The following is a 14,451-nucleotide window of genomic DNA, read 5'->3' as shown; positions in this document are numbered from 1 at the left end:
GGATGGCCATCCGGGCCCACACGCTTCTTGCGAAGCGCTCAAAACCTACCGGATTTTGCTAAGACGAGGATGACACCGATTTCTGAAGCGGCGCACTGCGTTAGTCCCAACAACGGTGTCATCCTGAGCGAAGCGAAGGATCCTTACTCTTTCGCCGGATCGACGTGGACGATGATTTCGGCGCCGGGATAGGCCTTGGCAATCTCCGCTCGGACCTCGAGGCCTATTCCATGGCCGTCGACCAGCGACAGGTCGCGCGCGACCTCGATGTGGAGCTGGATGAACTTGGTGAGACCGCCGGAACGCGTGCGCAGCTCGTGCACGTCCTTCACGCCAGGATAGGCGCGCACGATCGCCTCGATCTTCTTCGTGTCCTCGGCCGGCAGCTCATGGTCCATCAGCACATCGAACGATTCGCGCCCGACCTCCCAGCCGCCATGCAGCAGGTAGAGCGCCACCAGGCCCGCGACGCCGCTGTCGATCAGCGGCTCGTCCAGCAGGCCCGACAGGAAGACGCCGCCGCCGGTGACCAGGGTCGCCACGAGATCGGTGCTGTAATGGGCCATGTCGGCGTTGATGGCGAGAGAGCCACTCTGCCGCACGACGTACTTCTGGAAGGAAACGAGGCCCAGGGTCAGGCAGATCGCCAGCGCGCTGATGATGAGGCCGACCTCTTCTTCGCGAACCTGCCTGGGATCCCCCAGCCGCTCGGCGACCGCAACCAGCAGCGCGCAACCCGAGGCGGCGATGAAGCCCGCCTGGATCAGGCCGGCCAGCGCCTCGGCCTTGCCGTGGCCGAATCGATGGTTGGCATCGGCCGGCACCAGCGCCTGCCGCACGGCGAGGAAGGTCACGACCGAGCCGACCAGGTCGAGCGAGGTATCGACCAGCGACGATAGCATGCTCACCGAATCGGTGAGCCGCCACGCCACGAGTTTGGCGACGAGCAGGATCAGCGCCGTCGACATGGAGGCGACGGTCGCCAGCCGCATCAGTCGCTGGGGATCCATCGCCATCGTCTGCTCAGGGGTAGAGGGTGCGCGTGGTCCATGGTTCGGCCGCCGAGCCGCGCCGGTATTCCAGCCGGTCATGCAGGCGGAAGGCGCCATCCTGCCAGAACTCGATCAGGCTCGGTTCCAGGCGGAAGCCCGACCAGTGGGGCGGCCGCGGCACCGTGCCGATCATGTGGCGGGCACCATATTCCGCCACCCGCTTCTCCAGGGCGAACCGGCTTTCCAGCGGCCGCGACTGTTCCGAGGCCCAGGCGCCGATCTGGCTGCCCCTCGCACGGCTGGCAAAATAAGCGTCGGCCTCGGCGGCCGTCGTCGGGGTGACCGGCCCCTCGAGGCGGACCTGCCGCCTCAGCGATTTCCAGTGGAAAAGCAGCGCTGCCTTGGGATGGGCCTGGAGCTGGCTGCCCTTTCGGCTCTCATAATTCGTGTAGAAGACGAAGCCGGCAGCGTCATAGTCCTTTAACAGAACCATGCGCGCCGACGGCGTGCCGTCGGGACCGACCGTCGCCAGGGCCATCGCCGAGGGGTCATTGGGTTCGGAAGTGCCGGCCTCGGCGTACCAGGCGGCGAAAAGCTCCAGCGGATCGGTAGTTTCCCTGATCATGACCCACAATATGAGGGGGTCCGCAGGGTTCCACCACCGGCATCTTGTCCCAACAGCCATCCCCCGCTAGAACCGAGGCATGATCCCTGCTGCACAATTGATGGCCGGTAAAAAAGGCCTCGTCATGGGCGTCGCCAACGAGCGCTCGATCGCCTGGGGCATTGCCAAGGCCTGTCACGACCAGGGAGCGGAGGTGGCCTTCACCTTCCAGGGCGAGGCGCTGGAAAAACGCGTACGTCCGCTGGCCAACTCGATCGGCGCCAAGATCATCGAGCCGTGCGACGTCACCAACCCCGCCAGCATCGATGCGGTCTTCGCCAAGCTGGAAAAGGAATGGGGCAAGCTGGACTTCCTGGTCCATGCCATCGCCTTCTCCAACAAGGACGAGCTGCGCGGCCGCTACATCGACACCACGTCGGACAACTTCAACCTCACCATGAATGTGAGCGTCTACTCCTTCACCGCGGTGTCGCAGCGCGCCGTGCCCCTGATGAAGGACGGCGGCAGCCTGCTCACCCTCACCTACTACGGTGCAGAGCGGGTGATCCCGCATTACAACGTCATGGGCGTGGCCAAGGCCGCCCTCGAGGCGAGCGTGCGCTACCTGGCGGCCGATCTCGGCGAGCAGAAGATCCGCGTCAACGCGATCTCGGCCGGCCCGATCAAGACGCTGGCCTTCGCCGGCATCAACGACGGCCGCTACATCCTGAAGTGGAACGAGCTCAACTCGCCGCTGAAGCGCAACATCACGACGGAGGAAGTCGGCAATGCCGGCCTCTACCTCCTGTCCGACCTCGGCACCGGCGTGACCGGCGAAGTGATGCATGTCGACGGCGGCTACCATGTCGTCGGCATGATCAACACCTCGTCCGCGAAGCAGATCGCCGAGCTGCTCGGCAACTTCGACGGCGAATAGCGGAGGCGCCGGCCATGGCCGGCAGCAGTTTCGGGACCCTCTTCAAGTTCACGAGCTGGGGCGAGAGCCACGGGCCGGCGATCGGCTGCGTGGTCGACGGCACGCCGTCGCGCATTCCCCTCAGCGAGGCCGACATCCAGGTGTGGATGGACAAGCGCCGCCCCGGCCAGTCGCGCTTCGTCACCCAGCGCCAGGAGCCGGACGCGGTGAAGATCCTGTCCGGCGTGTTCGAGGGCGTCACGACGGGCACGCCGATCGGCCTGCACATCGACAATGTCGACCAGCGCAGCCGCGACTACGGCGAGATCAAGGACCAGTTCCGGCCGAGCCACGCCGACTACACCTATCAAATGAAGTACGGCGTGCGTGACTATCGCGGCGGCGGCCGCCAGTCGGCGCGCGAGACCGCGGTGCGCGTCGCCGCCGGCGCCATCGCGCGCAAGATCCTGGGTGACGGCGTCACGATCCGCGGCGCCGTGATCCAGATCGGCACGCAGAAGATCGATCGCGCCAACTGGGACTGGGACGCCACCGGCGACAATCCCTTCTGGTGCCCCGACCGGCAGGCGGCGCAGGGCTGGGAAGGCTATCTCGACGACGTGCGCAAGCGCGGCAGCTCGTGCGGCGCGGTGATCGAGGTCGTGGCCTCGGGCGTGCCGGTGGGCCTGGGCGACCCGGTCTACGACAAGCTCGATGCCGACCTCGCCAAGGCGCTGATGAGCATCAACGCGGTCAAGGGCGTGGAGATCGGCGACGGCTTCGCCTCGGCCGCGATGAGCGGCGAGGAGAATGCCGACGAGATGCGGATGATCGAGGGCCAGCCCGGCTTCCTCAGCAACCATGCCGGCGGCATCCTGGGCGGCATCTCGACCGGCCAGGACATCGTCTGCCGCCTCGCGGTGAAGCCGACCAGCTCGATCCTGACGCCGGTCCGCAGCGTCGACCGCAACGGCCGCGAGATCGAACTTCGCACCAAGGGCCGTCACGACCCTTGCGTCGGCATCCGCGGCACACCGGTCGCCGAGGCCATGATGGCCTGCGTTCTGGCCGACCACCTGCTGCGTCACCGCGCGCAGGCCGGCTAGCGCCCCGGTGGTGGCTGCCCGGCAAGCCCTGGAGGCGCGCTACGGCACGCTCCACAATGCCGGCATGGCCGCCGTCTCGTTGTTGATGATCGGCACGGCGATCGCGCATTTCGCCTCGGGCGGCTCGGCCAACGCGCCCACCCTGTCGCTGAACGATCCGCGCTTCGTGCTGTTCTTCTTCCTGGCGCTGGCGATGGCCTACTACGTCTACACCGGCATCAGCCGCTACTTGAACCGCACGCCGCAGATCGTGATCGACCACGACGGCATCACGCTGGGTTTCGGCCGCAATGCCCGCCTCGCCTGGGACGACATCCAGTGGGTCAGGCTGCGTCGCCTCTCCCTGCGTCCTCAGTTACAGATCGGTGTCGAGCCGCAGGCCTTTCTCGCAGCCAACCTGCGTCTCTCGCTGCTCAATCTCGACGACAGCCTGCGTCCGATCCGCGGCATGCCGACCGCCATCCTTGTTCGCGACAACGGCCTCGATACAAAGGCCGTGGCCATGCTTGACGCCGTGAAGGCGTTCCGGCCGAATCTCGTCCAGTCCTAGTCAGCTCACACAGTCACTCAGAGGGGAACTCTCGCATGCGGCGTTTCATCGTCGGCTTTCTTGCGACCATCGGCACCCTCGTCCTGCTGGCGATCGCCGCCGGCGTCGCCTTCGTCGCCTCGGGACCTTTCGCCGCCAAGCCATTGCCGCAGCAGATGGTGCTGTCGCTCGACCTGCGCTCGCTGCCGCCGGAGACCACCTCGACCGGCCTGCTGAGCGGCGGCCTGTTCGGCAGCTCGCGCGACATCGTCGAGACCGTGCAGCTTCTCTGGCAGGCCGCCGACGATCCGCGCGTCACCGGCCTCTATGTCGAGATCGGCGACGAATCCGGCGGCCTTGCCCGCGTCCAGGAGCTGCGCCAGGCGATCGCCCACTTCCGCGGCAAGGGCAAGTTCGCGATCGGCTTCGCCGAGTCGCTGGGCAGCGGCGGCAGCCATGTCGCGGATTACTATCTCGCTGCGGCGCTGGACCAGATCTGGCTGCAGCCGAGCGGTGGCTTCGGCGTCACCGGCATCGCCGTCGAGACGCCGTTCCTCAAGGGCGGCCTCGACAAGCTCGGCGTCAAGGTCGAGGGCGGCAAGCGCTACGAATACAAGAGCGCGCCCGATTCGTTCACGGAGACGGGCTACACCCAGCCCGCACGCGAGAACCTGCAGAAGCTGATCGACAGCCTGTTCGGCCAGTTCCTGGCCGACGTGGCGCGCGACCGCAAGATGGAGACGGCCGAGCTTCGCCGCCTGATCGACACGGCGCCGCACGAGTCCGAGCAGGCGCGGCGCGACGGCCTCGTCGACAAGATCGGCTATCGCGCCGACGCGCTCGAGGAGGTCTATCAGCGGGCCAACGGCAAGCGTGATCTCGTCACGATCGCGGACTATGCCGGCGACGAGGCACGGCCCAAGCAGCGCGGCGAGGTCATCGCGCTGGTGCGGGCCAGCGGCGCCATCATGTCGGGCGGCGGCGAGAGCGGTCCGCTCGAGGACGAGGCCGCGGCCAACGCCGAGGACGTGGTCGAGGCTTTGGAAGACGCGTCCCAGGCCAAGGAGGTGCGGGCCATCGTCCTGCGCATCGACTCGCCCGGCGGCACCTACCCCGCCGCCGACGCCATCGCCGACGCGGTCGGCCGGGCGCGCGCCGCCGGCAAGCCGGTCATCGTCTCGATGGGCGACGTGGCTGCCTCGGGCGGCTATCTCGCCGCCGTGCGCGGCGACGTGATCGTGGCCCAGCCGACGACCATCACCGCCTCGATCGGCGTGTTCAGCATCTGGCCGATGGCGCAGGAGTTTCTGACCTCGCTCGGCATCAACGTCGAACGCGTCTCGGTCGGACGCAATGCCGGCATGCATTCGACCTTCCAGCCGCCGACACCGGCCCAGCGGGCCGCCCTCAACCGCGAGCTCGACGTCATCTACGCAGCCTTCACGGCCCAGGTCGCCGAGTCGCGCAACCTCGACGCCAACCGCATCGACGCCGCCGCCCGCGGCCGCGTCTTCAGCGGTATCGATGCCAAGCAGGCCGGCCTGGTGGACGAGTTGGGCGGCCTGCAGCTCGCGCTCAACATCGCCAAGGCCAAGGCCGGCCTCGACGAGACCAAGCGCGTCGAAATCCGCCGCTATCCCGGCGACGACGATCGCCTGCAGCGGATGATCGATCGCCTGTTCAAGCTGGTTGGCGTCTCGTCGGCACCCGGCATGCGCATGCCGCGCGAGGTTCGCGAGGCCCTGGCCAAGTTCGGCATCGCGGCGCGTCCAGGAAACGTCCGCCTCCCGCCCCTGCCGCCGCTCTGGCGTTAGATCATTGGAGCGCGCCACTGCGCGCGGAGTAACCTCCGCGCTGAAGTGGCGCTCAAGCTCGGTCGGTGGCGAAGGCATGAGCGCCACTGGAGTGGCGCGCTCCATTGAGCGGCTCCGCTTCAGCGCCGCTCCTCCAGGAGCGCGACGATCGCCTTCCACATCGTCCAGGCGTTGGCGACGTTCACCGCCGTGAACTCGACATGGCCGATATCGTCGATCAGGAACAGCGACACGCGCGCTTTCGATGCCGCCACGGCGAGATCCTGGCTCTCGCTGTAGGGCACCATCGGATCGGTGCGGCCGTGCACCAGGATAAGATGGCCGCGCAACTTCGACAGATCGTAGAAAGCGAGGTTCAGGCCATCGATCTCGCGGCGCACGCTCTCAGGCAGTTCCTCGATCAGGCGATTGACGGCGTCGGGATCGCGATTGTCGACCAGGGCCAGCACCGCGCGGCCCTGCGGTCCCAGCATCGCGACCTCGCGGGAGATGTCGGCATTGCGGTCGCGGAAGCGCAGCGCCGCAATCTCTTCCAGGAGGCGCGCGTCACGCGGATCGTCGAGCCGGCTGGCATTGGCGCGCAGGATGGCCCAGCGGCCATAGGCATTCGGCTCGACCCGGAACTCGCGGCTGTCCCCTCTCGGCCGGAAGGCCCCCGTGGTGACGAAACGAATGGCCGAATAGGCGTCGCGGTAGCCGCCGATGGCGACGACGAAGGCGATCTTCGGCGCGAGATCGTCCTCGATTGCGGCAATGATCGCGGGCGCGGCGGCATAGGAAATGGCAGCGACGCCAAGCGGCAGGTCGGGCAGACGCTTGTTCAACTGCCGCAGGGCGTTGGCCACCCGGTCGCCGTCGGCTCGGGACAGGACGAGCTGGCGCACTTCCGGCAGCTCCGGCACCAGCACGGCAAAGCCGACGCGCGCAAGGCTGCGGGCAAAGGCCTGAAGGCGCGGCTCGTCGCGTCCAAGCACCGCGGCGCCGGGGACGAGGACCATTGCCGCCCGCGGCTGGCTGGCCGGCAGGTAGAGGTCGCCCTCGCCGCCTTCCCAGTGCATCGGATATTCCTGGGGCGGCGCGGTCACGTCCTGCAGCCACGTCGGCGCACCGCCCGCCGCGATATCCCACATCAGCAGCGAGGCTTCCGCCCAGACCATCGGCCGGCCGAAGAAGAACAGCAGCACGAGGCCCGTCAGCAGGGTGAGCAGGGTGCGGCGCAGGATCTTCATGCGCCGAGGCGGATACTGGCCAGGGTTTCCAGCGCGTCGCCGGCCCGGCGCAGCAGCGCCAGCTCCTCGACGCGACCGGTCATCGGCAGGTTCTGACGGCCGACGATGCGCGCCACCTGCTCGGCCTCGGCGGCGCTGCGGAACAGGCCCAGCGTGATGTGCGGCTCGAACGGTTCGCGCCCTGGCACCAAGTTCAACTCTTCATGCAAGGCTGTCAGCTCCGCGGTGCCATCCGACGGCTCGGCATAGAGATGGAGATCGGACCGCACGATGCGCTCGATCTGGAACCAAAAAGGACGCTGCGTGACGCCCTGCAGCGCCGTGCGCAGCTCGGTTTCGCGTTCGGCGGCGGCGCCGAACACCAGGGTGAAGTGCGGACCGATCAACGCGGCCTCGCCCGCGTGGTACTGCGCCCGCAGCCGCCGCAGCGCCGTATCGTCGGCCTCGCCGAGCACCGGCCAGGCCACGACATAGAGCATCTCAGCTGTAGCTCTTGGCCATGCCCAAGGCGGGATCCATCACCGCGCCGTAAGGCGGGAACGGATAGCGCAGGCCGTTCTTGCCGAGATGGCCCATGCCCTCGACCGCGCGCAGCAGCTCGTCCGGCGGGCAGGCCATCAGCAGCTCGTCGTCGGCCACGCCGCCATAGCGGCGCTCGGCAAAGCAGGGCAGCGACAGCGAGGTCTGGCGCGTGGCGAGCGCCCGGCCCCAGGAATCGGCGCAGGCGCTCTCGCCCGTCACCGTGAAGTCGTAGCGGCGGTAGCGGTGATACTGCAGGCCGTTGATGAAATAGATCATCTGGCCGGGCGTGCCGTAGAACAGGCAGATGTCCGGCGGATCGAGGCGCGCTGAGCGCAGCGGCGACACGACGAGGCCGTTGTACTTGCCGTCGGGCACCCGGGGCATCTGCGCCTGATGCGCCGCCGAGGCTTCCTTGTTGCCGAACCAGACACCGTTCATGTGGTCGCCGGAGAGGAAACCCTCACCCGGATGGTTGAGGCCGACGACGCCGCCGCAATTGCCGCCGCGCGTATTGTCGACGGTGATGCCCAGGGTGAAGCCGTACCAGCGCGACTGGGTCACCATCTGGCACATGGTGAACTTGAAGCCCTCGGTCGGCTTGCGCACGCCCTTGATCTTGTCCATCTCGGCCGGGTCCTCGAACAGGCGCATCCCGATCGGCTGGGTGCGGATGCGCAGCAGCTCGATCAGCTTGTTGCTGGCCTCGGCCAGCATGGCGCCGGTGATGGTCTCGGGCGGCGTCCATGGGGCGGTCTTGTAGCCCGGCGGCAGCGTCTGGACGTTCATTGTTGTTTCCTCCGTGTCTGGCTAGGTGAGGTTCAACCCACCGTCGGCGATGACAATCTCTCCCGTAACGTAATCGTTGGCGCACAGCGCGGCCACCAGATCGGCGATGTCTTCCGGTTTCGCAGGACGCTTCATCGGCGCCTTCGCGTTCCACATCTCCAGCATGTCGGGCCAGTTCGCCGTCATCGGCGTCTCGACCAGGCCGGGCGCCACGGCGTTGACGCGGATGTCCGGCCCCAGCGACAGCGCCAGCAGCTTCGTCACGTGATGCAGCGCCGCCTTCGACGCGGCATAGGGGATCGACGAGCCCTTGGGCCGCGAGCCGGCATGCGTGCCGATGTTGACGATGCTGGCCGGACGGCCGCTCGACGCAGACTTGCGCAGCGCGGCTTCGGCCTCTGCGACCAGCACGAAGGGGCCGATCAGATTCACGTCGAGCATCTGACGCCACAGCGCCGGTGTCGCCGCCTTCAGGTCCGTGTGCGGGATGCGGATCGAGAGACCGGCATTGTTCACCAGCACATCGAGGCCGCCATGCGTCTCGAGCACCGACGCAACGAGACCGCGCGCCGCCGCCTCGTCGCCGAGATCGGCCTGGTGATAGCTGGCCCTACCTAGTTCCTGGCCCAGCTCCCTGGTCATCGCGCGGCCCACATCGGCGGAGCTGCGCGAATGCAGCGCCACGATGTAGCCATCGCGCGACAGGCGGCGGGCAATGGCGGCGCCGATCCCGGAGGTCGAGCCGGTGACGAGAGCGACGCGATCAGACACAGGACTTCAATGCCTCCAGGGTTTCGTCGGGCCGTTCCACCATCATCGTGTGGCCGCTGTTGGGAATGACCACGGTCTTCGCTCCGGCAATGGCGGCCGCGAGAGGCTTGGCCTTTGCAGCGGGCGTCATCAGATCGCCGTCGGCCAGGACCAGCACGGTCGGACACTTCACGGAAGCGGCTCGCGCGGGCGCGTCCTTGTAGGCGTTGCAGGCCGCGAGATCGGTGTGGATCACGTCCGCCTTGTTGCCCGCCAGCACCGCCAGCGACTCGCGCCGCAGCCACAGGCCGGGCGAGACCATGCCGCCTTTGTGCAGCGCATTGCCCATGCCCCAGAAGGTCATGAGTTCCTGCACCTTCACCGTGTTCGCCTTGGCCGATTCGAGCATCTCGGGATGCACCGGCATCTCCGACGCGACGCCGCACAGGCCCAGCGCCCGCACCTTATCGGGATGGCGTGCCGCGCAATCGAGCGCCACCAGCGCGCCCATCGAGTGACCGACGAGCGCTGCCTGCTTGAGACCCACCGCCTCGATCAAACGTGCCGTCCAGTCGGCCATCGCGCCGATGCTGTCGAGCGCCGGGCCGTCGGACCGGCCATGTGCCGGAAAGTCGACGGCCAGCACGGAGCGGCCATGATGGGCGAACCAGCGCGTCTGCAGGCGCCAGACCGTGCGATCGAAGCCGGCGCCATGGAGGAAAACGATCGTGGGCTTGGCTGGGTCGAATTCGGTGCCGCCGGTCGTCGCGAAGACAGCCCGGCCATCGACGGTGAGCTTCATGGTCAGCCCTTCTGCGCGGCGCGCAGCGCCGGCCCCAGATCGTCGATCAGGTCCTCGGGATCTTCCAGGCCGACCGAGAGCCGGATCATGCCCTCGCCGATCCCCGCTTCCTTCAGTGCCGCCGCATCGAGCTGGGCGTGCGTCGTCGAGGCCGGATGGATCACCAGCGACTTGGCATCGCCGACATTGGCGAGATGCGAGAAGAGCTTCAGCCGCTCGATGAAGCGGCGGCCGGCCTCGCGCCCGCCCTTGATGTCGAAGCTGAAGATCGAGCCCGTGCCCTTGGGCAGCAGTCTCTGCGCTAGTGCGTGATCGGGATGCTCCGGCATGTCGGGCGAGGCGATGCGCTCCACGGCCGGGTTGGACTTCAGGAAAGCCATCACCTTGCGGGCATTTTCGACGTGCCGCGCCACGCGCAACGGCAAGGTCTCGAGGCCCTGGATCAGATAGAAGGCGTTCTGCGGCGACAGGCAGCAGCCGAAGTCGCGCACGCCCTCGGTGCGGGCGCGCATCACGAAGGCATGCGGGCCGAACTCCTCGGCGAAGTCGATGCCGTGATAGCCGGCATAGGGTTCGGTAAGCGTGGGGAACTTGCCGGAGCCTTCCCAGTCGAAGCGGCCGGACTCGACGATGACGCCGCCGATCGCCACGCCATGGCCGCCGATGAACTTGGTCGCCGAATGGAAGACGATGTCGGCGCCCAGGGTCAGTGGCTTGCACAGGATCGGCGAGGCGAAGGTGTTGTCGATCATCAGCGGGATCTTCGCCTCGTGGGCGATCGCGGCGATCGCCGGGATGTCGAGCACCTCGCCGCCGGGATTGCCGATCGTCTCACCGAGGACCAGCCGCGTCTCGGGACGGATGGCCTTGCGGAACCCCTCATGGTCGCGCGGATTGACGAAGGTGGTCTCGATGCCGAAGCGCGGCATCGTCAGCGCCAGCATGTTGCGCGTGCCGCCATAGAGCGAGGTCGAGGCAACGATGTGGCTGCCCGCGCCCATCAGGGTGGCGATGGCGATGTGCAACGCCGCCTGGCCGCTGGAGACCGCCAGCGCACCCGATCCTTCTTCGAGTGCGGCTACGCGCTCCTCGAACACCGATACGGTCGGGTTGGAGATGCGGCTGTAGATGTGGCCGCCAACCTCGAGATTGAACAGGCTGGCCGCATGGTCGACGTCGCGGAACACAAAGGACGTCGTCTGGTAGATCGGCACGGCGCGCGCGCCGGTCGCCGGATCGGGATGCTGGCCCGCATGCAGCGCCAGCGTATCGGGCTTCAGGAACTTGGCTTCGACCACGTCTTGGCTCTCCTTATTGGGCGGTCCGACCGCCATGAGCTGCGGACTACTTCTTGAAAAGCGATGCAGCGGCCGAGGCGTGGCTTTGCTTGGCCTTGATCTTGGCCTCGACCCTCTCGAGCTCGGCCTTGAGCACGGCGACATATTCCTTCAGGTCGTCGATGTTCATCACATCGAGATTCCTGGGTTGTGATTTCTTCTGCCTGGGGTCGAGATCGTCGAGGTCGAAGGCCATGGCGCGTCTCCACGGAAGCGGCTAAGGCAGGACTAGCATTGCTCTCCCAGCTTCGAAAGGCCGACCATGAGCGCCATTCCCGCGACGATGACCTGCATCGAAATCACGAAGTATGGTGGGCCGGAAGTACTGGTGCCGACGACACGGCCGGTGCCGCAGCCCAAGGCCGGCGAAATCCTGATTAAGGTCGCCGCCACTGCGGTCAACCGTCCCGACATCGCCCAGCGCATGGGCAACTACGCGCCGCCGCCGGGTGCTTCGGACCTGCCGGGCCTCGAGGCCTCGGGCACCGTCGCCGCACTGGGCGAAGGCGTGACCGGCTGGAAGCTGGGCGACGCGATCTGCGCGCTGACGCCGGGCGGCTCCTATGCCGAGTACTGCATCGTGCCGGCGCCGCAGTGCCTGCCGCCGCCCAAGGGCTTCGACCTGCTGCACGCCGCGGCCCTGCCCGAGAATTACTTCACCGTCTGGCACAATCTCTTCGAGCGCGGCCAGCTCAAGGCCGGCGAGACGGTGCTGATCCATGGCGGCGCCAGCGGCATCGGCACGACGGCGATCCAGCTCGCCAAGTCGTTCGGCGCGACCGTGCTCACCACCGTGCGGACTGAGGAGAAGGCCGCTGCCGTGACGGCGCTCGGGGCCGACCACGCCATCCTATACAAGGACAATGACTGGGCGGCCGAGGTGAAGAAGCTGTCGGGCGGCGTCGATGTCGTGCTCGACATGGTGGCCGGCGACTACCTGCCGAAGAACCTGTCGCTGCTGAAGCTCGACGGACGTTGCGTGGTGATCGCGGTGCAGGGCGGCGCTACGGCAACGATCAGCGCCGGCTTCCTGATGGTCAATCGCCTCACCCTCACCGGCTCGACGCTTCGGCCTCAGAGCATCGAGAGCAAGGGCCGCATGGCCCACGGCCTGAAGGAGAAGGTCTGGCCGCTGCTCGAAGCCGGCAAGATCAAGCCGATCATCTACAAGACCTTCCCGTTCACGGATGCCGCCGGCGCGCATGCCGAACTGGAGCGCGCCGACCATGTCGGCAAGGTGATGATGACCGTCTAGGTCGGTCTACTGCTCCCGACTACTGCTCGTTGACGTCGGGCTGGTCGGCTTCGGCCGGATCGACGTCAGCCGCTTCCTCGACCTCGCCGGCATGAGCCGCTTCCTTCTTGCGGGCGGCATCCTCGCGGGCGGCCTTGCGGCGCGCACGGTCGACGGCGTCGTTCAGGTCCTTCAGCGAGCAGAGGCCCAGCGTCACCGGATCACGCGGACGCACGTTCTGCATGTTCCAGTGCGAGCGATCCTTGACCGACTGCACCGTGCTCTTGGTCGAGCCCACCAGCTTGGCGACCTGGCTGTCCTGCAGCTCGGGATGGGTCTTCAACAGCCAGGCGATGGCGTCGGGACGATCCTGGCGCTTGGCGACCGGCGTGTAGCGCGGGCCCTTGGAGCGGGCCTGCGGCATCGGGACGTCGCGCGGGCTGAGCTTCAACCGGGCGTTGCCGTCGGCCTCGGCGCGCTTGATCTCTTCCTTGGTGAGCTGGCCGTTGGTGGTCGGATCGTAACCCGTCATGCCACCTGCGACTTCGCCATCGGCGATCGCCTGGATCTCGAGCGGATGCAGGCCGGTGAAGGCCGAAATCTGATCGAACGTCAGGGTCGTGTTTTCGACCAGCCAGACGGCGGTCGCCTTGGGCATCAACACTTGTGACATGAATTCACTCTCCTGCGCCCGGATATAGAGGCCTGCCCCGGCCCCGCCAACCCGAAAAGCGCATAGCTGAAAATGGAAACGGCCGGGGTCTCCCCCGGCCGTTCCTTGAAGCCAGTGCTTCGGATCGTCTTACTGGATGACGATCTCGACGCGGCGGTTCTGCGGCTCGCGGACGTTCGGGCCGGTCTGGACCAGCAGGCCCTGCTCGCCACGGCCAACCACCGCGATCGCGGTCGCCGGCACGCCTTCGCGCACCAGGGCGTCCTTGACGGCGTTCGCGCGACGCAGCGACAGCGCCATGTTGTAGGCCTCGGTGCCCGACGTGTCGGTGTGGCCGGTCGCCGTGATGCGGGCGTTACCCTTCGACTTGTAGGCGCCAGCAGCCTGCTTGATCGTGTTCAGGGCCTGGGCCGACAGGTTCGAGCGATCCCAGTCGAAGAACACCATGAACGACGGCGGCGCAACGACCGGCGGCGGCGGCGGCGGGGCGGCCGGCGACGAACCGAACTTGAACTGCAGGCCCAGCATGATGCTGAAGTTGTTGTTCGTCCAACCCACGCCGTTCACGGTCGGGTTCGACGTGCCGTAGTAGCGGCCGTCCAGGTTCACGCGGAAGTTCGTGTCGGCGTTCCAGCCGAGACCGATGATGCCCTGGTAGGCGAACACCGTGCTCGACAGCGACGAGTTGCCGTCGACCAGGCCGAGACCGGCGCCGGCGCCGATGTACGGGGTGATCACCGAACCCGGCATGAAGTCGTACAGCAGGTTCGCCATGATGCCCAGCTGGCCGACCTGGTTGTTCACGGCCGTGCCCGGGACGCCGACATTCGTCGGGTTCCAGCGATAGATGCCTTCCAACTCAACGCGCGGACCAACGAAGTCGTAACCGATCACGCCACCGGCCATCCAGCCCAGCTGCGGGGTCACGCTCACCGTCGGGAACGCCGGGATGTTCGTGTTCGCCGTGAAGTTCGTCAGCCAGTTGATGCCGCCCTCGGCACCAATGTAGATGCCCGGCTGCGGAGCCTGCGCCTGCGCAGCCACCGGCAGCGCAACAATGGCGGCAGCCGCCAGAAGAGCCTTCTTCATGAGTTCTTCCCCTCGTTCTTGATACTTGCGGACTGAAACTGAATGATCACCTGTCGGCGGACCGTCTC

16 protein-coding genes are annotated in these 14,451 nt (G+C 67.1%); 5 read left to right on the top strand and 11 right to left on the bottom strand.

Going from position 1 to position 14,451, the window contains the following annotated elements:
- Positions 1-143 precede the first annotated feature (143 nt).
- Together AC1ROX_RS31400 and pdxH are read right to left on the bottom strand one after the other, a co-directional pair.
- Positions 144-1,016, bottom strand: coding sequence for a cation diffusion facilitator family transporter (locus AC1ROX_RS31400; RefSeq protein WP_493132839.1), 873 nt, complete (start codon positions 1,014-1,016; stop codon positions 144-146).
- A gap of 7 nt (positions 1,017-1,023) precedes the next feature.
- Positions 1,024-1,617, bottom strand: a complete 594-nt coding sequence (pdxH, locus tag AC1ROX_RS31395) for a pyridoxamine 5'-phosphate oxidase (protein WP_493132837.1) — start codon at positions 1,615-1,617, stop codon at positions 1,024-1,026.
- Positions 1,618-1,696: 79 nt separating this feature from the next.
- Between pdxH and fabI the strand changes: the two genes are divergently transcribed.
- Genes fabI through sppA form a run of 4 tightly spaced genes read left to right on the top strand, consistent with a single transcriptional unit; the run spans position 1,697 to position 5,961 of the window.
- Positions 1,697-2,533: an enoyl-ACP reductase FabI gene (gene fabI, locus AC1ROX_RS31390; RefSeq protein ID WP_493132835.1), complete on the top strand. Its 837-nt coding sequence runs from the start codon at positions 1,697-1,699 to the stop codon at positions 2,531-2,533.
- A gap of 14 nt (positions 2,534-2,547) precedes the next feature.
- Positions 2,548-3,618 carry a chorismate synthase gene (gene aroC, locus AC1ROX_RS31385; protein ID WP_493132833.1) on the top strand — a complete coding sequence of 357 codons (1,071 nt, stop codon included), beginning with the start codon at positions 2,548-2,550 and terminating at the stop codon, positions 3,616-3,618.
- 10 nt (positions 3,619-3,628) lie between these two features.
- Complete coding sequence (locus AC1ROX_RS31380) at positions 3,629-4,168, top strand: hypothetical protein (RefSeq protein WP_493132832.1); 540 nt, start codon at positions 3,629-3,631, stop codon at positions 4,166-4,168.
- A 35-nt stretch (positions 4,169-4,203) separates the two neighbouring features.
- Positions 4,204-5,961, top strand: a complete 1,758-nt coding sequence (sppA, locus tag AC1ROX_RS31375) for a signal peptide peptidase SppA (protein WP_493132830.1) — start codon at positions 4,204-4,206, stop codon at positions 5,959-5,961.
- Between the two features lie 119 nt (positions 5,962-6,080).
- On the opposite strand, the gene AC1ROX_RS31370 is transcribed toward sppA, so the two are convergent.
- The 7 genes from AC1ROX_RS31370 to AC1ROX_RS31340 all read right to left on the bottom strand — a co-directional run bounded on the left by AC1ROX_RS31370 (position 6,081) and on the right by AC1ROX_RS31340 (position 11,583).
- On the bottom strand, positions 6,081-7,190 hold the full coding sequence (locus AC1ROX_RS31370) for an alpha/beta hydrolase family protein (RefSeq protein WP_493132828.1): 1,110 nt from the start codon (positions 7,188-7,190) through the stop codon (positions 6,081-6,083).
- Positions 7,187-7,669: a 2'-5' RNA ligase family protein gene (locus tag AC1ROX_RS31365; protein WP_493132827.1), complete on the bottom strand. Its 483-nt coding sequence runs from the start codon at positions 7,667-7,669 to the stop codon at positions 7,187-7,189. Before AC1ROX_RS31365 ends, AC1ROX_RS31370 begins: the two co-directional genes overlap by 4 nt.
- Before the next feature lies 1 nt (position 7,670).
- On the bottom strand, positions 7,671-8,426 hold the full coding sequence (locus AC1ROX_RS31360) for a DUF169 domain-containing protein (RefSeq protein ID WP_068194881.1): 756 nt from the start codon (positions 8,424-8,426) through the stop codon (positions 7,671-7,673).
- A gap of 93 nt (positions 8,427-8,519) precedes the next feature.
- Positions 8,520-9,269, bottom strand: a complete 750-nt coding sequence (locus AC1ROX_RS31355) for an SDR family NAD(P)-dependent oxidoreductase (RefSeq protein ID WP_493132825.1) — start codon at positions 9,267-9,269, stop codon at positions 8,520-8,522.
- Positions 9,262-10,050, bottom strand: coding sequence for an alpha/beta fold hydrolase (locus AC1ROX_RS31350; RefSeq protein WP_493132824.1), 789 nt, complete (start codon positions 10,048-10,050; stop codon positions 9,262-9,264). The genes AC1ROX_RS31355 and AC1ROX_RS31350 overlap by 8 nt, the downstream gene beginning before the upstream one ends.
- A gap of 2 nt (positions 10,051-10,052) precedes the next feature.
- Positions 10,053-11,348 carry an O-acetylhomoserine aminocarboxypropyltransferase gene (locus AC1ROX_RS31345; RefSeq protein WP_493132822.1) on the bottom strand — a complete coding sequence of 432 codons (1,296 nt, stop codon included), beginning with the start codon at positions 11,346-11,348 and terminating at the stop codon, positions 10,053-10,055.
- 46 nt (positions 11,349-11,394) lie between these two features.
- Positions 11,395-11,583, bottom strand: coding sequence for a DUF1192 domain-containing protein (locus tag AC1ROX_RS31340; RefSeq protein WP_493132821.1), 189 nt, complete (start codon positions 11,581-11,583; stop codon positions 11,395-11,397).
- Positions 11,584-11,649: 66 nt separating this feature from the next.
- Here AC1ROX_RS31340 and AC1ROX_RS31335 point away from each other — a divergent pair, with 66 nt between their 5' ends.
- A complete protein-coding gene (locus AC1ROX_RS31335) occupies positions 11,650-12,642 on the top strand; it encodes an NAD(P)H-quinone oxidoreductase (RefSeq protein WP_493132819.1) in 993 nt (330 codons plus the stop codon).
- Positions 12,643-12,661: 19 nt separating this feature from the next.
- Here AC1ROX_RS31335 and AC1ROX_RS31330 read toward each other — a convergent pair whose 3' ends face one another.
- Both AC1ROX_RS31330 and AC1ROX_RS31325 read right to left on the bottom strand, forming a co-directional pair.
- On the bottom strand, positions 12,662-13,294 hold the full coding sequence (locus AC1ROX_RS31330; protein WP_493132817.1) for a DUF1013 domain-containing protein: 633 nt from the start codon (positions 13,292-13,294) through the stop codon (positions 12,662-12,664).
- A gap of 129 nt (positions 13,295-13,423) precedes the next feature.
- Positions 13,424-14,383, bottom strand: coding sequence for an OmpA family protein (locus tag AC1ROX_RS31325; RefSeq protein ID WP_493132816.1), 960 nt, complete (start codon positions 14,381-14,383; stop codon positions 13,424-13,426).
- Positions 14,384-14,451: the final 68 nt, after the last annotated feature.

The organism is Reyranella sp. GW821-FHT14A01 (assembly GCF_058803965.1).
Note: the sequence above shows the minus strand (reverse complement) of the source record. Positions and strands in the feature narration are given on the sequence as shown.